The sequence below is a fragment of the Phyllobacterium sp. 628 genome, from assembly GCF_014189505.1.
Lineage (GTDB): Bacteria > Pseudomonadota > Alphaproteobacteria > Rhizobiales > Rhizobiaceae > Phyllobacterium.
Window position 1 is genome coordinate 2267767 of the sequence record NZ_CP050301.1, and the last position, 21439, is coordinate 2289205.

The 21439-nt window shown below is 53.0% G+C and carries 18 protein-coding genes; 17 read left to right on the forward strand and 1 reads right to left on the reverse strand.

Annotated elements, in window-relative coordinates; genetic code table 11:
- Positions 1-22: 22 nt before the first annotated feature.
- Positions 23-5098 carry an autotransporter-associated beta strand repeat-containing protein gene (locus HB779_RS12765; protein WP_188342760.1) on the forward strand — a complete coding sequence of 1692 codons (5076 nt, stop codon included), beginning with the start codon at positions 23-25 and terminating at the stop codon, positions 5096-5098.
- 271 nt (positions 5099-5369) lie between these two features.
- On the opposite strand, the gene HB779_RS12770 is transcribed toward HB779_RS12765, so the two are convergent.
- Positions 5370-6284: an NAD-dependent epimerase/dehydratase family protein gene (locus HB779_RS12770; RefSeq protein ID WP_188342761.1), complete on the reverse strand. Its 915-nt coding sequence runs from the start codon at positions 6282-6284 to the stop codon at positions 5370-5372.
- A gap of 294 nt (positions 6285-6578) precedes the next feature.
- On the opposite strand from HB779_RS12770, the gene HB779_RS12775 reads away from it, so the two are divergent.
- From HB779_RS12775 to nuoK, 16 genes are all read left to right on the forward strand, one after another.
- Positions 6579-7079 (forward strand): glycosyltransferase family A protein, encoded by a 501-nt coding sequence (locus tag HB779_RS12775; protein WP_188342762.1) that lies wholly within the window; start codon positions 6579-6581, stop codon positions 7077-7079.
- Positions 7057-7572 (forward strand): hypothetical protein, encoded by a 516-nt coding sequence (locus HB779_RS12780; RefSeq protein WP_188342763.1) that lies wholly within the window; start codon positions 7057-7059, stop codon positions 7570-7572. The genes HB779_RS12775 and HB779_RS12780 overlap by 23 nt, the downstream gene beginning before the upstream one ends.
- Before the next feature lie 16 nt (positions 7573-7588).
- Complete coding sequence (locus HB779_RS12785; RefSeq protein WP_188342764.1) at positions 7589-8800, forward strand: glycosyltransferase; 1212 nt, start codon at positions 7589-7591, stop codon at positions 8798-8800.
- 173 nt (positions 8801-8973) lie between these two features.
- Positions 8974-10185 carry an MFS transporter gene (locus tag HB779_RS12790; RefSeq protein WP_188342765.1) on the forward strand — a complete coding sequence of 404 codons (1212 nt, stop codon included), beginning with the start codon at positions 8974-8976 and terminating at the stop codon, positions 10183-10185.
- A gap of 442 nt (positions 10186-10627) precedes the next feature.
- Entirely contained in the window at positions 10628-10993 is a 366-nt protein-coding gene (locus HB779_RS12795; RefSeq protein ID WP_188342766.1) for an NADH-quinone oxidoreductase subunit A, read from the forward strand.
- Positions 10984-11565: an NADH-quinone oxidoreductase subunit B family protein gene (locus HB779_RS12800; RefSeq protein WP_188342767.1), complete on the forward strand. Its 582-nt coding sequence runs from the start codon at positions 10984-10986 to the stop codon at positions 11563-11565. Before HB779_RS12795 ends, HB779_RS12800 begins: the two co-directional genes overlap by 10 nt.
- 9 nt (positions 11566-11574) lie before the next feature.
- The gene (locus HB779_RS12805) at positions 11575-12180 is read left to right on the forward strand and encodes an NADH-quinone oxidoreductase subunit C (RefSeq protein ID WP_188342768.1); all 606 of its coding nucleotides are present in this window, start codon (positions 11575-11577) and stop codon (positions 12178-12180) included.
- Positions 12181-12232: 52 nt separating this feature from the next.
- Positions 12233-13423, forward strand: a complete 1191-nt coding sequence (locus HB779_RS12810; RefSeq protein WP_188342769.1) for an NADH-quinone oxidoreductase subunit D — start codon at positions 12233-12235, stop codon at positions 13421-13423.
- On the forward strand, positions 13423-14610 hold the full coding sequence (locus HB779_RS12815; RefSeq protein WP_188342770.1) for an NADH-quinone oxidoreductase subunit E: 1188 nt from the start codon (positions 13423-13425) through the stop codon (positions 14608-14610). The genes HB779_RS12810 and HB779_RS12815 overlap by 1 nt, the downstream gene beginning before the upstream one ends.
- Before the next feature lie 66 nt (positions 14611-14676).
- Positions 14677-15981 (forward strand): NADH-quinone oxidoreductase subunit NuoF, encoded by a 1305-nt coding sequence (gene nuoF, locus HB779_RS12820; RefSeq protein WP_188342771.1) that lies wholly within the window; start codon positions 14677-14679, stop codon positions 15979-15981.
- Positions 15982-15994: 13 nt separating this feature from the next.
- A complete protein-coding gene (locus HB779_RS12825; protein ID WP_188342772.1) occupies positions 15995-16588 on the forward strand; it encodes a helix-hairpin-helix domain-containing protein in 594 nt (197 codons plus the stop codon).
- A 103-nt stretch (positions 16589-16691) separates the two neighbouring features.
- Positions 16692-18773, forward strand: coding sequence for an NADH-quinone oxidoreductase subunit NuoG (gene nuoG, locus HB779_RS12830; RefSeq protein ID WP_188342773.1), 2082 nt, complete (start codon positions 16692-16694; stop codon positions 18771-18773).
- Between the two features lie 16 nt (positions 18774-18789).
- Positions 18790-19836, forward strand: a complete 1047-nt coding sequence (nuoH, locus tag HB779_RS12835) for an NADH-quinone oxidoreductase subunit NuoH (RefSeq protein WP_188342774.1) — start codon at positions 18790-18792, stop codon at positions 19834-19836.
- An 11-nt stretch (positions 19837-19847) separates the two neighbouring features.
- On the forward strand, positions 19848-20339 hold the full coding sequence (nuoI, locus tag HB779_RS12840; RefSeq protein WP_091883764.1) for an NADH-quinone oxidoreductase subunit NuoI: 492 nt from the start codon (positions 19848-19850) through the stop codon (positions 20337-20339).
- 167 nt (positions 20340-20506) lie between these two features.
- Positions 20507-21127: an NADH-quinone oxidoreductase subunit J gene (locus HB779_RS12845; RefSeq protein WP_188342775.1), complete on the forward strand. Its 621-nt coding sequence runs from the start codon at positions 20507-20509 to the stop codon at positions 21125-21127.
- Between the two features lie 2 nt (positions 21128-21129).
- Positions 21130-21438, forward strand: a complete 309-nt coding sequence (gene nuoK, locus HB779_RS12850) for an NADH-quinone oxidoreductase subunit NuoK (RefSeq protein WP_188345908.1) — start codon at positions 21130-21132, stop codon at positions 21436-21438.
- Position 21439 lies beyond the last annotated feature (1 nt).

Consider the following 21439-nt stretch of genomic DNA (forward strand, 5'->3'; position numbering starts at 1 on the left):
CTATCCAACGGAACTCAATTCATTGAACGAGCAAGAAATGCCTTCCTTTCATAGCCGTCAGAAATCCGGTTTGGTGAATAGCCGACTCATCCGTCACTTGCGATCAGCGACTAGTTTGGGCCGGACTGCTTTTGCATCGGGTCTGATATCCGTTGGGTTGAATCTGTTTTCCCCTGGTTTGCTTCATGCAGGCGAGCAATATTGGGATGGCGACAACGTCGGTGGTGGCGCGGTCCCAAATAATGCAGTTGATGGCGGTTCCGGGAGTTGGAACAGCTCCAGTTGGGTAGATTCGGGTGGAACAACAGCTGGTGCCGGCTGGGTCGATGGTAGTACTGCTGTTTTTACGGGGGCGTCTGGAAACGTCGGCGTCAATATTCTCAGCACTCAGGAGATTGGAGGACTAACCTTCAAGACAGATAATTATGTCCTTGGTGGCTTGGGTGCGCTGGAACTCTCCAAAACTGAAACGCTTGTTACGGCTGATGCAGCAGTAAACGCAGTGATAAATACTCAAATTAAGGGTGGTAACAATGCGCAATTCGTCAAGGACGGTCTTGGGACTGTTACTTTAACCAATACGGGCAATAACTACACCGGTGGAACCGAAGTTCGAGCCGGGACGCTAAAACTCCAGGGTTCGAGCCAATTTGGTAATGGCCCTCTTGGCAGTATAAACGGTTTTACGAGTGTGACCGGGGGTACGCTGGACCTTGGGGCAGCAACGCAGCGGCAAAAGGCTTTGGACGTAAGCGCCGGATCAGTCACGAATGGTACGATACGGGTTGATACGGCTACCATCAGTGGAACAGGCACTATTACTGCAGGCACAACCCTAAATGCTGATGATAGTATAAAGCAGTCCGGCGGAACGCTGGCAGGCAAAGCAAATACCAGCGATTATCAATTGTCCGGAGGTGTGCTTGCGGCTACCGGCGAGGTAAAAACCGATACGGCAACGATTAACGGCCTCGGTATTGTTCAAGCCGGAGGTAAATTGAATGCTGATACAAGTATCACGCAAAGCGGTGGTTCCATGGAGGGCACCGCGACGACCAAGAATTATGATTTTTCTGGCGGTCTGATTGCCGGCACAGGTGTTGTTGAAACTGATAAGGCAACAATTCGTGGCCTCGGTATTGTTCAAGCTGGAGGTAAATTGAATGCTGATACAAGTATCACGCAAAGCGGTGGTTCCATGGAGGGCACCGCGACGACCAAGAATTATGATTTTTCTGGCGGTCTGATTGCAGGTACGGGTGTTGTTGAAACAAAGACGGCAACGATTAGCGGCCTCGGTATTGTTCAAGCCGGCGGTAAATTCAAAGCTGATACCAGCATCGCACAAAGCGGTGGTTCCATTGAGGGCACCGCAACAACCAGTGATTATGATTTTTCTGGTGGTCTGATTGCGGGCACTGGTGTTGTTAACAGCGATACGGCGACAATTCGTGGTCTCGGTATTGTCAAAGCTGGTGGTAAATTGAACGCCGTCACCAGCATTGAGCAAACTGGCGGTTCGATGGAAGGCACTGCGACGACCAAGGATTATGATTTTTCTGGCGGTCTGATTGCAGGTACGGGTGTTGTTGAAACCAAGACCGCAACAATTCGTGGTAATGGTGTTGTTTTGGCTGGCGGCCAATTGAACGCTGAAACCAGTATTAAGCAAACTGGCGGTTCAATTGAGGGCACTGCGACGACCAAAGCTTATGAGCTTTCGAATGGCACAATTGCCAGTACCGGCCTCGTCGAGACCGATACTGCAAAGATCAATGGTCTTGGTATTGTCAAAGCTGGCGGTAAATTGAACGCCGTCACCAGCATTGCGCAAACTGGCGGTTCGATGGAAGGCACCGCGACGACCAAGGATTATGATTTTTCTGGCGGTCTGATTGCAGGTACGGGTGTTGTTGAAACCAAGACCGCAACAATTCGTGGTAATGGTGTTGTTTTGGCGGGCGGTAAATTGAACGCTGCTACCAGTATCAAGCAAACCGGCGGTTCAATTGAGGGCACCGCAACGACTCAAGATTATAATATGTCGGATGGTTTGCTGGCCGGTACGGGTAAAGTTAACACCAATACCGCGACCATCAGCAACGATGGCGAAATTCTTGCCAATGGCCAATTGGTTGCTACCACAAGTGTATTGCAATCAGGCGGCACGGTACGCGGGTTGGTTACAACCAATGCCTATAATCTTGACAGTGGTACTGTTACCAATACGGGCACCATCACCGCTGCGAGTATTTCGCAAAGCGGCGGTCTTATGCAAGGCATCGCGCTTGCACCGACGTATACCTTATCTGGCGGGACGGCGAGAGGCACAATCAGTGCAGCGATTGCTATCAACCAGACAGGAGGATTCCTTGAAGGTCAGAATAACTTTGCAAAAAACTACGATCTTTCTGGTGGTAGTTTGCGAGGCAAGGTGACCGCTGAAACAGCAACGATTCGTGATGGCGGAACAGTTCAACAAACCGGTTTGATCAGCACTAGCAGCACTATCTCGCAGGTTGGCGGCAGTATGAAAGGAAGTGCGTTCACCGTTCTTTATTCTCAATCTAGCGGGATCATGTCTGGCGACGTTCAGGCGAACACTTATGTTCTGTCGGGCGATGGTGGTTTTACTGGAGATGCAACGACCAACACGTTTAGCCAAACTGGCGGCACAATGCAGGGTTCAGTTGTGACGAACAGCTACCTGATGAGCGGAGGTTCGCTTGTTAGTAGCGGTAAGGTTGTCACAAAAGCGTTTGGGCAGACAGGCGGCGATGTTTCGGGCACGGTTATTGCGGATATCAGGGCCCGAGCAGACCTTGGAACAATTTCCACATTATCGCCCTTTGGTGTCAATGTTTCCAACACGGGAAATGGTCTTAGCGTATGGACGACCGGGGATGGCACAATCAGCAATTCTGCGGGGACAGCAATTGTCACGCGAGAGACAACAGGCGAAACAAATATCCGGACGGGTGCAAATGTAACTGGTGCAACGGGCATTGATGCCTATGCCACTGGTACCGGGAATGTGAACATTGAAAATTACGCTGTGGTTCAGAGCACGAGTGGTGCCGCTATCTCTGCGGGCTCTGCAGGCGGCCGAGTATCTGTTATCGGGTCAGGGGCGATAAAAGGCGGCAGCCATGGTGTTTTTGTACAGTCTCAAAATGGAGACATCTCCGTCAAGACTGACAATACGATTAGTGGCAACACCGCTATAGCTCTCGAAACTACCGGCAATGGCGCTATGGAACTTGACCTTGGCGGGGCGGTATTTGCTGACAATACGGCTGTTTCGTTCCAGGGCGAAACGACCAATTCCCACGCCTTACTTGATCAGAGCATCACCGCGGGTCAAACGGCGTTGCGCAGTAACAGTAGCGGTGTGGTGACGTTCGACAATTATTCGACGATCAAATCCGCATCTGGAAACGCGTCCGGCCTGATCTTGCTCGACAATGTTGCTGGTCAAGCTATTCTGAACAACTACTCAGGCGGGCAGATGCAGGGTGTGCTGGCATCGGGAACAGGTGCACAGACACTCGTCAACAATATGTCCGGTGGCGTTTGGGATATGGGTAATTCGGGTGTTTCGAATTTGCTGGGCACTAACGATGTTATCCAGAATTATGGTTTATTAAAAGCCACTGGTAACACCCAGATTAACGGTCTGGAGCGTTTTGAAAACAATGCAGGCGGCGAGATCAGTCTGGTCAATGGTGTCGTTGGTGACAAGTTGGCAATTTCTGGCAATTATGTAGGGCACGCAGGCTCCAATATTGCTCTCGATGTCAACTTTGACAACTCAACTGCCGACGCTGTTACCATTGGTGGTGTTCTGATGGGAACGACAAACCTGAAGCTTAACGCCTTGACTGAGGGGCAAGCGCCGACTGCTTTCGGAAAGACAATTCTCATTCTGGATGCAGCGCAAGGTGGGGACGGAACAGTCACCGTTTCGGGCCTCCCGTCAGGTGGTGTGGTGCAATATGATGTCGCCCGCATCGGCGGATCCGGCAGCGACCCTTCGCGATTTGTTATTCGTTCGGGTATTAACGGGTCCGCGGCAAGTAGCGTGGTCTCCGGATTCATTGCCGCTCAGAATGTCATCGGCTCTTCCTTTTTCAAGCCATCGAGTGGTTTGATTTCGGCACCCGTTGCTCCGGAAAAGAATCAGTTTGGTTTGGCGCCTTGGATGCGGACCAATGGCGGTATGTCAAAAATTGATACAAATGGTACAATCTATCAACCAGATGGCACGTCTGTTGATGCTCCCGCAACGATCGAAACCAGCTATTACGGCTACCAGGTCGGCATGGATGCGGGTGTTTTCAACATTCAGGACAGTGGTGCCAATCTGAATTTTGGTCTTACCGGCGGTCAGATTTTTGGTAAATCGGACCAGAAGAATTACGCCAACACGACAGACTTCAACTCGGTGTTTTATGGCGGTTATGCCGCCTACACCAAAGGTCCATTTTTCGTCGATGTGCAGGTTCGTCAGGAGCTGATGGATTACACCGTTCACGTCGATGATCCTATTTTCAAGATCAATGGTGCTGATGTTAAAGGCAAACGCACATCGATCGGCGGTTCGACTTCCTATACACTCACACATAACGATTGGTCATTCATTCCGGCTACAGGTTTTACCTATTCCAAAAGCAGCACTGACGACTTGATCATTCCTCAAAATATTGTGCTCAATCAAAATGAAGGGCGGGTCCGTTTCTCTGATGTCGAGAGCATGATTGGCTTTGGTGGTATTACAGTATCAAAGAATTTCTTCTTCTCCGACGATCGTATTCGCCTCTCGCCCTTCGTGACATTGACGGCTTATCATGATTTTGCCGGTGACATCGATGCAACCTTGACGATGGACCCAAGCAGTTCGAGACCAGTTGTATTGCCTGTAAAAACCGAACGGCTGAAAACCTATGGGGAAGCAAGTTTTGGTATGAATCTGCTCGCCCTCACGGGTAAGATCAATGGCGTCGAACGGTTGGTAATCGGCAGCGTTCGCGGCGACGTGCAGTACGGCGAAGATATCGTCGGCGGCTCTGTGACGGCCCAGTTCAGAATGCAGTTTTGAGGTTGCCCGACAAACACACAGTGTCTTGCAAAATGAAATGGGAGATGTCGTTCCCAGTTTGATATTTTTAATGAGCTAAATACGATCTTACACTGAATACGGTATGTTTGTTCCGTGCTGGCCGCGAGAGAAGTTTACAAAAATTTGGACTCTATCTGACACACCCTATCGGTAAATCACCAATTTAATCTCAAATTATTCAATTGGCTAAATAAACACGTGACTCAGAGACTGTTTTTTGAGTCGATGCTGCACAAGATGTTGCCAATATTCATCGTTTCTCTGCAATGGTCTTCCGAATGCCGTCATCAAAATTAGTTATTGGCGCCCAGTTTAGTGCTTTTTTTGCCAACTCTATGTCCAAGCTAGCAACATCGACATCAGTTGTTCGGGCTTCAGAATATTCTCTTTTAAACTGATAGCCGGTTGCCATTTCGATCGTTTCGATAACTTGCAAAACAGAACGAACTTGGCCACTGCCAATGTTCATTATCAATTGTGGTTTGCCAGGAAGCGTTGTTGAGCGTTGTATGGCGTCCACCAAATCATCAATGAAAATATAGTCTCTCAAGGCAGATCCCGTGCCAAGAATCTTAATTGGCAAATCCTTGCGCCAGTGATCAAGTACAGCCGGAATAAGTCCTTGCCCTTTACGAAACTCCTGTCCTGGGCCAAACGGATTTGCTACGCGAAGAATTACATATTCCAGTTGGTCAATGTATCCATGCATTTCAATATATTTTTCGACAGTAAGTTTTGTTATCCCGTGTGAATTTATTGGTCGCGTCAAACTGGTTTCAGGCGTCGGTATTGGCGCGCCTGGCCCATAGACGGTCCCCCCTGAAGATATGAAAATGTAGCGCCTTACACCTGCTTGGATGCATGCTTGCAGGAATTGGACGTGCGGTATGACGTTTTCCGAAATATCAGCAATCGCGTAATCATTTTTCATTCCAGGGCTGGATGTTGAAATCAGCTGCACTACAGTATCAACATCTTGAAGAGTAGAGGCCATATCTAGAGGTTGTCGGAAATCAGCTTCAACAAACTCAATTTGATCGCCGAAAGTTTGTACAAACGGTTTATCGAATTTTCGTGAGACAGCTCTTATTAGTGCATTTTCATTTGCCAAACGTCTAACAAGGTGACGACCTATAAAGCCATTTGCGCCGTAAATTCCAATCATTGAAAGCCTCGGTCTCGTTCGCACCATTATCGTCAGTAGTATGGGCTTCTCAAAATGATGATCAGGATCAAGCTACTTGCAAAACTCGATCGTTCTGATCACGTAATACAGAGATTCAGCTTGAAAGCCAGTGTTGTGTTTTGCCGTTCTGGTGCAATTGTGAACGTAAACTCAACCCTTGACGCAGTTACCCGGTTCCCATATCTCATTTTTCGGACCAGTGTGTGATGTTGCGTAATCTTGTGGATCAATTGTCAATGCTTGCGACGCGCGAGTGTCGTAGGAGTCTCGCTGATGAAGAATACAATAGGCATTGATCAAGTGACGCCTCTCGTCTCCATTATCATACCAGTAAAAAACGGTTTGCCTCAGTTTCGACGCGTAATCGAAATGCTGTCCCGTCAAAAATTTGATGCTGAGTTCGAAGTCATCGTAATAGATTCGGGGTCAAGAGACGGCTCAAAGGAAATAGTGCCACAAGATGATCCGCGCTTTCGCCTGATCGAGATTTCGTCTGCTGACTTTGGGCACGGAAAAACACGTAATCTTGGAGCAAGTCTGGCTCGTGGGGAGTTTTGTGCTTTTTTAACTCATGATGCTGTTCCGGCCGATGAATATTGGCTTGCCGAACTAGTCAAGCCACTTCGCGAAAATGACGAAGTTGCAGGTGTTTTCGGCCGGCACATTGCCTATCCCGATGCTTCACCATTTACCCGTTGGGAATTAGAGACGCATTTTTTCTGGCCTGGCCAATTGGCCAAGTGTAAAAATTGTGGATGCCCGTTCGTATGCTAGCAACGAAGGGTTGAGGCAGATTTATCATTTTTATTCAGATAATTCATCGTGTTTACGCAAGTCAGTATGGGCAACAATTCCGTATCCAGATGTCGATTTTGCTGAAGATCAATTGTGGGCAAAGCAAATTGTTGAAGCTGGTTATACCAAAGCTTTCGCCTGGAATTCAATCGTCGTACATTCGCATAATTACTCGCCGTGGGAGCGACTGCAGCGAAGCTATGATGAGGCACGAGCGTTTCGTAGATTGTTCGGTTATAGATTGTGTGAATTTAAATCGTTGGCTTTAAGACGCGCTATAGGCACCACTCTTCGTGACATACGTCTCGCAATCCGGAACGGTTGGATTATTCGTCATCCACTGGCGACATTAAAGATGCCATTCGACAATATGGCTCGACAGATTGGTCACTATCTGGGATCGATCAAATCGGAACTTTCTTCCAGCCAAGTCGTGTTCCTATCGCGCGATAAAAAAATTCAAGCAAAATAATGTTTATGGAAATCTGATGCTTAACAATATTAGAGCTTTTAATCGAGTTGTGAGGCGTGACGGTGTCCGTGTTGCAGCCAAGAAGGTTATAAGACGCCTCCTTGCCCAAACCTCGGGTGGTTTGAATTCCATACCGGACCCAATTAAGCATTATGAGTTTCTTCTGGGTGAGGAATCGGGCTTTGGATTAAAACTTACCTCAGAAAATTTAGATCAGAGTTCGATCACATGGTTAATTCCAGATTTTGAAGCCCAGTCTGGGGGCCATATTAATATCTTCCGCATGATTCAACTTCTGAAAGATAGAGGTTTTCCCAACCAACACGTTGTTATCATGGAACCATATCGATGGTCGTCGGTAGAGGAGGCGCAGGCAGCGTTATCCCGCTCATTTGGTGATTATGGTATTACAGTATCACTTGGGGTTCGCTCGATCGAACCTTGCGCATATCTGGTTGCTACGGGTTGGCAGACAGCCTATTGGGTGTCGAAGTACAAGGATACGTTGCACAAGCTTTATTTCGTTCAGGATTTTGAACCCGCATTCTATTCTCAGGGTAGCGACTACTATTTTGCAGAGAATACCTACCGCTTGGGTTTGACTGGAATAACCGCTGGATCATGGCTCGCCGATAAGCTCGCCGATGAATATGGAATGAAAACTTTTTCGTATTCATTTGCTTGCGATACTGAATTGTACAAGCCTGGCATCCGGCATGAGAACTCTACGAAGCAGATATTTTTCTATGCTCGTCCAGTGACGCCAAGGCGCTGTTTTGAAATTGGATTGCTGGCACTTAGAAAAGTCTGTGAAGCAATGCCGAACACGTCGGTGGTTTTTGCCGGATGGGACGTGAAGGGTTACCACATTCCTTTTCCTCATGTTAGCCACGGCGGGGTTTCTGTTGCTCAACTTCCCAACATTTACGCGCAATGCGACGTCGCATTGATCCTGTCAGCCACCAATCTCTCATTGCTTCCTCTAGAGGTTGCTGCTTGCGGTTGTCCTGTGGTTCTCAATGACAACCCGCAATCAAATTGGCTGCTTTCGAACGAAGAAGCGAATTATTGTGAACTAAGTGTGGAGTCTATTGCTGCTACGATCGTGAACGTTCTGAAGAACCCTGTGGAAGCGAAGAAAAAAGCTTCTGCCGCTTTAGCGCATAGCCAGAACAGCAGTTGGGAAAACGAAGCCGACGAAGTCGCTAAATTTCTCAAAACGCTCTGATTGCGCAATTGGGTAACAAGCACCATTGATATTGTGGAATTGTTTTTGGGTTGAGCGCTGTTCGCAATTCACCCCCTCAAAAACGCATTGCTGCGTTGCACAAAAATCAATTGTGAAACCTTTATTTGCTAGGCAGCATCATTCTTTACTCCGGATTCTGATGGTTGCTGCCCATGCCCTTGCCAATTCTTGCTCTCGCCATTGCCTCGTTTTGCATTGGCACCACTGAATTTGTCATTATGGGCCTGCTGCCGGAAGTGGCTCTGGATCTGAATGTCAGTATTCCCCATGCCGGTCTGCTCGTCACCGGTTATGCCTTGGGTGTCGTCATCGGTGCGCCGATCATCGCCATTGCAACTGCCTCCTTGCCGCGCAAGCCGGTCCTGATCGGTCTCGCCATGCTTTTCGTTATCGGCAATCTGTTCTGTGCCATCGCGCCCAATTACTGGATGCTGATGATCGCACGAGTTGTCACCGCATTCGGCCATGGCGCTTTCTTCGGCATCGGTTCCGTCGTTGCCGCCAATCTGGTGCCGCGCAATAAGCGCGCCAGTGCCATTGCATTGATGTTCGCTGGCCTGACGCTCGCCAACATCCTTGGTGTTCCTGCCGGTACGGCACTGGGTGAAGCCTATGGCTGGCGTGCCACTTTCTATGCCGTGGTCGGCATCGGCATTGCTGCGGTCATTGCCATTGCGCTGCTCGTGCCTGCGGCCAAGGAAGAAGAGCAGGGCGGGGGCATTTTGAGCGAGATCAAGGTTCTCGGCAAATTGCAGGTTTGGCTTGCCATGCTGATCTCTGCACTGGCCTCCGGCAGCCTCTTTGCCGTCTTTACTTATATCAAGCCGATTCTCACGGATGTATCCGGCGTATCCACCTCGGCGGTTACATGGGTGCTGCTGCTGTTTGGCGCAGGCATGACCATTGGCAATGTCGTCGGTGGCAAGCTGGCCGACTGGAAGCTGATGCCAACTGTCATCGGCACCATGGTTGCCGTCGTTCTGACCCACGCCCTGCTTGCGGAAGTCAGCGGCTTTGCCGTCGCAGCCATTGCGGTGATCTTTCTCTGGGGCATCTTGACCTTCGTTATCGTACCGCCATTGCAGATGCGGGTGGTTGAAACCGCCAGCGAAGCGCCGAACCTGGCAGCAACGCTCAACCAGGGTGCATTCAATGTCGGCAACGCCGCGGGTGCGTGGATTGGCGGCGTGGCGCTGACCTCTGGTGTAACTTATCAGAACCTTCCCTTCGTGGGTTCGGCGCTTGCCTTGCTCGGACTTGGTGTGGCCATCTGGTCGCAAATGCTCGACCGCAAGGCGCAGCGCAAACACTATAATTCCAAAGAGGGCGAACGCCTAAGCCTGGAGCCTCTCGCAGGCCTCTAGGCGCGCCCTCAATTCCCGGGAATACAACACAGTATCCGCGCCTCGGCACGGGTGCTGTTTTGGCGCGCGCGACATATCTGTGCTTTGCTCTAAATCGGTTATAGGACCGAATGTCGCAGTTCTAAAATCAACGTCGCGAACGAACAGCGCGGCAAGTCACATTAATATCATTCTAAAAAGCGATTCAGGCGCGTTTTGTTGATGAAATCGGCTCATAACCTCGGTTTTTGCGGCTTTTTGCCATTCGGAGTCTGCAAATGACTGTACATGCGTGGCGCTGGAAGGACGATTGTTGCACTTGCGCGCATGGCGCTAACGCGCTAACCCTCGCCGCATCGCACCGGCATCAAAGCTGGCGCGGTCTGTCGCCTATTGGTGGCAGTCATGTGCATAACATGGCATTCTTGTCAGCCTGAGTTCACAAGGCGGAAAAAGTCGGATCATGAACGAGCTTTTAAGTTCCTACCTGCCCATCGTTATCTTTATCGGGGTAGCGCTGGTAATCGGTTTGGCACTGTTGGTTGCGCCTTTTCTGGTCGCATACAAGTCGCCGGACCCGGAAAAATTGTCGGCCTATGAGTGCGGCTTCAACGCATTCGATGATGCCCGTATGAAGTTCGATATTCGCTTCTATCTTGTTTCGATTCTGTTCATCATCTTCGATCTCGAAGTGGCCTTCCTGTTTCCGTGGGCGGTTGCCTTCAGCAAGATTGGCTGGTTCGGTTTCTGGTCTATGATGATCTTCCTCGGCGTGCTGACAATCGGCTTTATTTATGAGTGGAAAAAGGGAGCGCTGGAATGGGATTGACCGCTAGCCAAACCACCCTCGTTGCACCGAAACCCAAAGGCATCATTGACCCTAATACGGGCAAGCCTCTCGGTTCCGATGATGCGTTTTTTGGTGAGATCAACAGCGAACTCGCCGATAAGGGATTTCTCGTCACTTCCGCTGATGCGCTGGTCACATGGGCGCGTACCGGCTCGCTTATGTGGATGACTTTCGGTCTTGCCTGCTGCGCCGTCGAGATGATGCACACGTCCATGCCGCGTTATGACGGCGAGCGTTTCGGTTTCGCACCGCGCGCGTCACCGCGTCAGTCTGATGTGATGATCGTTGCCGGCACGCTGACCAACAAGATGGCCCCAGCACTGCGCAAGGTTTATGACCAGATGCCTGAGCCGCGTTATGTCATTTCGATGGGCTCCTGCGCCAATGGTGGCGGTTACTACCACTATTCCTATTCGGTGGTGCGTGGCTGCGATCGCGTGGTTCCGGTTGATATTTATGTGCCGGGTTGCCCGCCCACGGCTGAAGCCCTGCTTTACGGTGTTCTGATGCTGCAGAAGAAAATCCGCCGCACCGGCACGATTGAACGATAGGAGAGGGCGATGTTTGAAGAAGCATTGAATGAACTCTCCAGCTATCTCCAGGAAAAGCTTGGTTCGTCCTTGCAAAACGTGGCGCTGGCCTATGGCGATCTGAGCGTGGAAGTTGACGCCGCTAAGCTGCTGGATGTCCTGACCTTCCTGCGTGACGATGTGCAATGCCAGTTCATTTCGCTGATTGATATCAGCGGTGTGGATTATCCGTCACGCACCCATCGTTTCGATGTGGTTTATCATCTCCTGTCTCCGCGTCAGAACCTGCGCATCCGCGTCAAGGTTGCGACTGATGAAGACACGCCGGTACCATCCGCCACGCCGGTATTCCCTGGGGCTGACTGGTATGAGCGCGAAACCTACGATCTTTACGGCGTTCTGTTTTCCGGTCATCCGGATCTGCGCCGCATCCTGACGGATTATGGTTTTGAAGGGCATCCCCTGCGCAAAGACTTCCCGCTGACAGGCTTCGTCGAAGTCCGTTATGATGATGAGGTCAAGCGCGTGGTGTATGAGCCCGTCGAACTGCGGCAGGAATTCCGGAATTTCGACTTCCAGTCACCATGGGAAGGCACGGACTATGTGCTGCCGGGTGATGAAAAGGCCAAACAGTGATGGGCGATGACAGCTACTCACCATTCACTACTCACATTTCGCGGAGCGAAATATGACTGAACACAGCGTCCGCAACTTTAACATTAACTTCGGCCCGCAACATCCTGCGGCGCACGGCGTTTTGCGCCTTGTGCTTGAGCTGGATGGTGAAGTGGTCGCGCGCGTAGACCCGCATATCGGTCTTCTGCATCGCGGCACCGAGAAGTTGATGGAAGCCAAGACCTATCTGCAGGCAGTGCCTTATCTCGACCGCCTCGACTATGTGGCGCCGATGAATCAGGAACACGCCTATGCACTGGCGGTCGAACGTCTGCTCGGCCTTGAGGTGCCAAAGCGCGGCCAGTTGATCCGCGTTCTTTATTCGGAAATCGGCCGTATCCTATCGCATCTTCTGAACGTGACCACGCAGGCTATGGACGTTGGCGCGCTGACGCCGCCGCTCTGGGGTTTTGAAGAGCGCGAAAAGCTGATGGTGTTTTACGAGCGTGCCTGTGGTGCGCGCATGCACGCAGCCTATTTCCGTCCAGGCGGTGTGCATCAGGATATTCCGGACAAACTTGTCGAGGATATCGGCAAGTGGTGCGATCCATTCCTGCAGACCGTCAAGAACCTCGATGATCTGATCACCCCAAACCGTATTTTCAAGCAGCGCAACGTCGATATCGGCGTCGTCAAGCTGGAAGATGCCTGGGCATGGGGCTTTTCCGGTGTCATGGTTCGTGGTTCGGGCGCCGCATGGGATCTGCGCAAGTCACAGCCCTATGAATGCTATTCAGAAATGGAATTCGATGTTCCGATCGGCAAGAATGGCGATTGCTACGACCGTTATCTGATCCGCATGGAAGAAATGCGCCAGTCGGTGCGCATCATGCGTCAGTGCGTTGATCTGCTGCTGGGCAAAGAGCGGGTAGGGCCGGTGTCCAACACATCAGCCAAGATCGTTCCGCCCAAGCGCGGTGAGATGAAGCGGTCGATGGAAGCGCTGATTCATCATTTCAAGCTCTACACCGAGGGCTACCATGTCCCGGCTGGTGAAGTGTATGCCGCCGTCGAGGCACCGAAGGGTGAATTCGGCGTGTTCCTTGTTTCGGATGGGTCCAACAAGCCGTACCGCGTCAAACTGCGCGCACCGGGGTTTGCTCATATTCAAGCCATGGACTTCTTGTGCCGTGGTCACATGCTGGGCGACGTATCCGCTATTCTCGGTTCGCTCGATATCGTTTTTGGTGAGGTTGATCGCTAATGTCCGTCCGTCGTCTTGCAGAAGATAGCGTCCAACCAGCAGCGTTTGCGTTCAATCGCGAAAACACTGCCTGGGCTAAGCTGACTATCAAGAAATATCCAAAGGGCCGTGAACAGTCTGCGGTTATTCCGCTGCTGATGCGCGCGCAGGAACAGGATGGCTGGGTCACCAAGGCCGCCATTGAACATGTCGCCATCATGCTCGACATGCCGATGATCCGTGTTCTCGAAGTTGCGACGTTCTATACGCAGTTCCAGCTCAAGCCCGTCGGTACCCGCGCTCACATCCAGATTTGCGGCACCACGCCGTGCATGCTCCGCGGCGCGGAAGATCTGAAGAAGGTCTGCCAGCACCGTATCCATCACGATCCATTCCACATGAATGAGACCGGCACATTGTCGTGGGAAGAGGTGGAATGCCTTGGTGCCTGCGTGAATGCGCCAATGGTCATGGTGTTCAAGGATACCTATGAGGATCTGACACCGGAACGCCTCGAAGAAATCATCGACGCATTCGAAGCCGGGAAGGGTGACACCATCACACCCGGTCCGCAGATCGACCGTCATTTCTCGGCACCGCTGGGTGAGCGGACTTCGCTGACCGATGGCAATGGCGCTGCCAAGCCAAAGCGCGCTGCGAAAAGCACCGTTGATGGGGATGCTGCTGCCGTTCCGCCGACCAATGCCGCCAAGCCGGTCACGCATGATGTGACGACCAGTGACGCTATCAAGTCGCCGTCCAAGGCCAAGGCATCGAAGGCAGCGGAAGACGCTGCGTCAAAACCAGCAGAAGTAACGCCTCCAGCGGCACGCGCCATCAAAAACCCGCCAATCGCTGAGGGTTCGCTGGGCGAAAAGCCTGCGGTCCAGACTATCAAGGCCCCCGCGGCTCAATCGGTTTCGCTCGAGGACAAGAATCGTCCTGCAGCCATCGAGAAGCCCGCCGTCGTGGACGACCTCGAACTTATTTCAGGCGTTGGGCCGAAGATTGCGGGCATACTGAATGAGCTTGGCATTTATACATATGCTCAAGTTGCCAGCTGGAAAAAGGCTGAACGCGAATGGGTAGACGGTTACCTGAACTTCAAGGGCCGTATCGAACGTGATGATTGGGTGAAGCAAGCCAAGGCCTTGGCCAAGGGCGGCGAAGCCGAATACATCAAGGTTTTCGGCAAAAAGCCGCGATAATATCATTGGCGAAAACGATACGCGTTTTCGCTGCAGAATGGACGAAGAGAGTAGGACGGGTGCGAAATGCTCGCTGATAAAGACCGCATCTTCACCAATATTTACGGCCTTTTCGACAAATCGTTGAAAGGTGCAATGTCGCGCGGCCACTGGGATGGTACCGCAGGCATCATTGCCAAGGGCCGTGATTGGATTATCAACGAGATGAAGGCATCCGGCCTGCGTGGCCGTGGTGGCGCTGGCTTCCCCACGGGTTTGAAGTGGTCCTTCATGCCCAAAGAAAGCGATGGCCGCCCGCATTATCTCGTTATCAATGCGGATGAGTCCGAGCCGGGCACCTGTAAAGACCGCGATATCATGCGCCACGATCCGCATACGCTGATCGAAGGCTGTCTGATTGCCGGTTTCGCGATGGGTGCCAATACCTGCTACATCTATGTGCGCGGCGAATATATCCGCGAGCGCGAAGCCCTGCAGGCAGCCATTGACGAATGTTACGATGCCAAGCTGCTTGGCAAGAACAACAAGAACGGCTGGGACTACGATATTTTCGTTCATCACGGTGCCGGCGCTTATATCTGCGGTGAAGAAACCGCATTGCTGGAAAGCCTTGAGGGCAAGAAGGGCCAGCCGCGCCTGAAGCCGCCATTCCCGGCGAATATGGGTCTCTATGGCTGCCCGACAACCGTCAACAATGTCGAGTCTGTTGCCGTTGCTCCGACCATCCTGCGCCGTGGCGCTGCATGGTTCTCTGGCATTGGCCGTCCGAACAATGTCGGCACCAAGCTGTTCATGATCTCCGGCCACGTCAATCGTCCTTGCACGGTTGAAGAAGCCATGGGCATCACGTTCCGCGAACTCATCGAAAAGCACGCTGGCGGCATTCGCGGCGGCTGGGACAATCTGCTCGCGGTCATTCCCGGCGGTGCATCCTGCCCGGTTGTTCCGGCTGCTGATATCATCGATTGTCCGATGGATTTCGATGGTCTGCGCAACGTTAAGTCGTCCTTCGGTACGGCTGCTGCAATCGTCATGGACAAGTCCACCGATATCGTTCGTGCAATTGCCCGCCTGTCCTACTTCTTCAAGCATGAGAGCTGCGGCCAGTGCACGCCTTGCCGCGAAGGCACCGGCTGGATGTGGCGCGTCATGGAGCGCATGGCTGTCGGTAATGCGCAGAAGCGTGAAATCGACATGCTGCTCGATGTGACCAAGCAGATTGAAGGCCACACAATCTGTGCGCTGGGCGATGCTGCCGCATGGCCGGTACAGGGTCTGATCCGGCATTTCCGTCCGGAAATCGAACGCCGTATCGACGAGTTTTCACGCAACGCTTCCTCGGCAAGCCCTGTGCTTGTCGCAGCGGAATAGGGTTGAAGGGACGATGCCGGACAACAAGACAGACACAAGATCGGGCGCGGACTGGTCGGCAGTGATGCCGAAGCAGGCGATTCCGGCTGCCAATCTGCTGTCGCCGCCCATGGGCGCGATAGCTGCTGCGTCTGTTTTGAGCATTGGCATCGCCACCCAGATGTGGGGTCTGTGGGCAGGTGCGCTTGCCGGTATGATCGATGCAAATACGCGGGTAAAGCCGCAACCTACTGAGCCTGAGGCGCACGTCGTGCCAGATGTTGATCAATTGAAGACGATTATCCGCAAGCAAACAGCGGTGCCAGCACCAAAACCGGCTGCTGTTAAAACACCCAAGGCGGCAGTTGCCAAGATTTCAAGAGGGCCGGCAAAGCCCGAAGCAATCGCCAAGCCGGTCATTGCGGACGATTTGAAGCGCATTTCCGGCGTTGGTCCGAAACTGGAACAGGTTCTGAACGGACTTGGTATCTACACCTACGCGCAGATTGCAGCATGGTCACCGCAGGAAATCACCTGGATGGATGATCATCTGAAATTTGGCGGACGTATAGTACGTGATGAGTGGGGCAAACAATCCGCTGCTTTGGCAGAGGGGAAGCCTGAATAAAGCCATGCTGGCTTCGACCGGCATGGAGCAATTGAAGGTATTTCAGCGATGTCGCGGGAATGCCAAATGAAAATGCGGAATGTTCCGCGAGGTTGGACAGACGATGGCGAAGATCAAAGTCGACGGTAGGGAAATCGAAGTACCGGATCACTACACGCTTCTGCAGGCTGCAGAAACGGCGGGTGCCGAGGTGCCACGGTTCTGTTTCCATGAGCGCTTGTCGATTGCCGGCAATTGCCGCATGTGCCTGATCGAAGTGAAGGGCGGACCACCGAAGCCTGCAGCTTCCTGTGCTATGGGCGTGCGCGATCTGCGCCCCGGCCCGAATGGCGAAACGCCCGAGATTTTCACCAACACACCCATGGTCAAGAAGGCCCGCGAAGGCGTGATGGAATTCCTTTTGATCAACCACCCCCTGGATTGCCCGATTTGCGATCAGGGCGGCGAGTGCGATCTGCAGGACCAGGCGATGGCCTTTGGTGTCGATTCCTCGCGCTACACCGAAAACAAGCGCGCCGTCGAAGACAAGTACATTGGACCGCTCGTCAAGACGATCATGACGCGCTGCATTCACTGCACTCGTTGCGTCCGCTTCACGACGGAAGTTGCCGGCATTTCCGAGCTGGGCCTCATTGGCCGCGGTGAAGATGCCGAGATCACCACTTATCTCGAACAGGCCATGACTTCGGAACTGCAGGGCAATGTGATTGACCTTTGCCCGGTCGGCGCCCTGACATCGAAGCCTTATGCGTTTCAGGCGCGCCCATGGGAACTGACCAAGACCGAATCCATCGACGTGATGGACGCTGTTGGTTCAGCCATCCGCGTTGATACCCGTGGCCGCGAAGTGATGCGCATCCTGCCGCGCATCAATGAATCGGTGAATGAGGAATGGATTTCCGACAAGACCCGCTTCATCTGGGACGGTTTGCGCACGCAGCGCCTCGACCGCCCCTATGTGCGCAAGGATGGCCGCCTGCTACCGGCAACATGGCCGGAAGCATTCGACGCGATCAAAGCGGCTATCGCCAAGACCACCGGCGACAAGATCGGCGCGATTGCCGGTGACCTTGCCAGTGTTGAAGAAATGTATGCGCTGAAGCAGCTCGTTGCGTCCTTGGGTTCGGCCCATATCGATGCGCGTCAGGACGGTTCGGTGTTGAACACAGCCAATGGCCGCGCTTCCTACATCTTCAATCCAAGCATTGACGGCATCGAAGAAGCCGACGCGATCCTGATCATCGGTTCCAATCCGCGCTTTGAAGCCTCGCTGCTCAATGCCCGTCTGCGCAAGCGCTGGCGCGCTGCCGGAACACCGGTTGCCTTGATCGGCGAACAGGCTGACCTGCGTTTCAGCTATGAATATCTCGGTGCCGGAGCAGACACCCTGTCTGAACTCGCCAATGGTTCACTGAAATTCCATGCGGTACTGAAGAAGGCCAAGAAGCCGATGATCATTGTCGGTCAGGGTGCTCTCAGCCGCGCTGATGGTGCTGCGGTTCTTGCGCTTGCTGCCAAGATTGCCGCCGACACCGGCGCGCTTGCCGATGACTGGAATGGTTTTGGTATCATTCATACGGCTGCAAGCCGCGTTGGTGCGCTCGATATCGGTTTTGTACCGGGCGAGGGCGGCAAGTCGGTTGCCCAGATGAAGGGCGCACTCGACGTGCTGTTCCTGCTCGGCGCCGATGAGCTGAACTGGGCGGATAAGGGCAATGCCTTTACCGTTTACATCGGCACGCACGGCGATCAGGGCGCGCACAATGCTGATGTGATCCTGCCGGGCGCAACCTACACCGAAAAATCCGGCACATTCGTCAACACGGAAGGCCGTGTGCAGATGACCAGCCGTGCCGGTTTTGCCCCGGGCAATGCCAAGGAAGATTGGGCGATCCTGCGCGCACTCTCCGATGTGCTCGGCCACAAGCTGCCATTCGACACACTGGCCGCCCTGCGCGCCAAACTCTACGCGGAGCATCCGCATCTGGCTGTTGTCGACGCTATTCAGGCGGGCGATGCTGCCGACATCAAGAAACTGGCGAATGCGTCAGGCGCCGTCGAAAAGACCGCCTTCGTATCACCGGTGCAAGACTTCTACTTGACCAACCCTATCGCTCGCGCATCAGCCGTAATGGCTGAATGTTCTGCGCTGGCCAAGGGTGGCTTCAAGCAGGCGGCCGAGTAGGCGGGGAAAGACTGAGATGGAAGACATTTTCGCAACCTACATTGTGCCGCTGCTGATTATCCTCGGAAAATCAGTACTGCTGCTCGTGGTGATGCTGCTCATCATCGCTTATCTGCTTCTGGCAGATCGCAAGATCTGGGCGGCTGTTCAGTTGCGCCGTGGTCCGAACGTGGTTGGCCCGTTCGGCCTGTTCCAGTCATTCGCCGATCTCCTGAAGTTCGTGGTGAAGGAACCGATTATTCCTTCCGGTGCGAATAAAGGTATTTTCCTTCTGGCGCCGCTGGTTTCCTCGGTTCTCGCCATGGCTGCTTGGGCGGTTATTCCGGTGAACGAGGGTTGGGCGATTGCCAACGTCAATGTCGGCATTCTCTACGTGCTGGCGATTTCCTCGCTGGAAGTCTACGGCGTGATCATGGCCGGCTGGGCATCGAACTCCAAGTATCCGTTTCTTGGTGCGCTTCGCTCCGCTGCGCAGATGGTATCCTACGAAGTCTCCATCGGGTTTGTCATTGTTACGGTGCTGTTGTGTGTGGGCTCGTTGAACCTCACCGATATCGTCCTGTCGCAGAAGACCGGCCTTGGCACCATGGTTGGCCTGCCTAATACTTTCCTTGACTGGCATTGGCTTGGCTTGTTTCCGATGTTCGTCATATTCTTCATCTCGGCTCTGGCCGAAACCAACCGCCCGCCTTTCGATCTGGTCGAAGCGGAATCGGAACTCGTTGCCGGTCACATGATCGAGTATTCGTCGACTGCGTTCCTGCTGTTCTTCCTCGGTGAGTATGTCGCCATCACATTGATGTGCGCGCTGACCACGATCCTGTTCCTCGGCGGCTGGCTGCCACCGGTTGATGTGTGGTTCCTCAATTGGGTACCCGGCATCATCTGGTTCATGCTCAAGCTCTTCTTCGTCTTCTTCATGATCGCCATGGTGAAGGCATTCGTTCCGCGCTACCGCTACGATCAATTGATGCGTCTGGGCTGGAAAGTGTTCCTGCCGATCTCGCTGTTCATGGTCATTGCGACAGCCGCGTTTCTTAAAATCACTGGCCTGACACCGTAAGGAGCATCAGCATGGCACAACTCGCACAAGCTGCTAAATCCCTGCTTCTGGCGGAGTTCGTCGGCGCATTCTTTCTCTCGATGCGTCAGTTCTTCGCCCCGAAGGCGACATTGAACTACCCTTACGAAAAGGGTCCGCTCAGCCCGCGTTTTCGCGGCGAGCACGCGCTGCGCCGTTATCCCAACGGCGAAGAACGCTGCATTGCCTGCAAGCTCTGCGAAGCGATCTGCCCGGCACAGGCCATTACCATCGAGGCTGGCCCGCGCCGCAATGACGGAACGCGCCGCACGGTGCGTTATGACATTGACATGGTGAAGTGCATTTATTGCGGCTTCTGTCAGGAAGCCTGCCCGGTTGACGCTATCGTCGAAGGGCCGAATTTCGAGTTCGCCACGGAAACCCGTGAAGAACTTTACTACGACAAGGACCGGCTGCTCGCCAATGGCGATCGCTGGGAACGTGAACTGGCACGCAACATCGCTATGGATGCACCGTACCGGTAAAAATGAGTGGATGAGGCGGTGCTTCATCCGAGTGCGCGCTTGTGTCTTAGGGAAGGGTGCTTCTACCCGGCCGGAACATGCGTTAAGAGGCTGCGACCACACGGAAACTCCGTGAATCGCTTTAAAAATGGCAGAACAGTCTGCCGGAATGGAAATCGGGGGAACCCATGCTGACAGGTATTGCGGCGGCGTTTTTTTACCTATTCGCCTTCATCACCGTCGCCAGTGCGTTCATGGTGATTGCGGCGCGTAATCCCGTGCACTCCGTGCTGTTTCTTATCCTCGCCTTCTTCAATGCAGCGGGACTTTTCCTGCTGACCGGTGCTGAATTCCTGGCGATGATCCTGCTCGTCGTGTATGTCGGCGCGGTCGCGGTTCTGTTCCTCTTCGTTGTGATGATGCTGGACGTGGATTTCACCGAGCTGAAGCGCGGCGCGCTGCAATATGCACCCGTCGGCGCGCTCGTCGGTATTATCCTGGCAGCCGAACTGATCATTGTTTTGGCCGGTTCCGTCTTCACGCCAACCATTGGCCGTGTGGTTGTTCAGCCGACCCCGAATATTGCCACCCGCACCAACACGGCGGCCCTCGGCGACATTCTTTACACGGATTACATTTACTACTTCCAGATTGCCGGTCTCGTGCTTCTGGTTGCCATGATCGGTGCGATTGTGCTGACGCTGCGCCACAAGGAAGGTGTCAAGCGCCAGAACATTTCGCAGCAGGTCGGACGCACACCCGAGACTGCGATCGAGATCAAGAAAGTTGAAACGGGCAAGGGGATTTGATGATGGTAATCGGTATCGCACATTATCTGACAGTTTCCGCGCTGCTGTTCACGCTCGGCATCTTCGGCATCTTCCTCAACCGGAAGAACGTCATCGTTATCCTGATGTCGGTTGAATTGATCCTGCTCGCAGTCAACCTGAACTTCGTGGCCTTCTCCGCCGCTCTCGGCGATCTGGTAGGTCAGGTTTTTGCATTGTTTGTTTTGACCGTTGCCGCAGCCGAGGCTGCCATCGGACTTGCTATTCTCGTCGTGTTCTACCGCAATCGTGGGTCGATTGCCGTGGAAGACGTCAACATGATGAAAGGTTGAC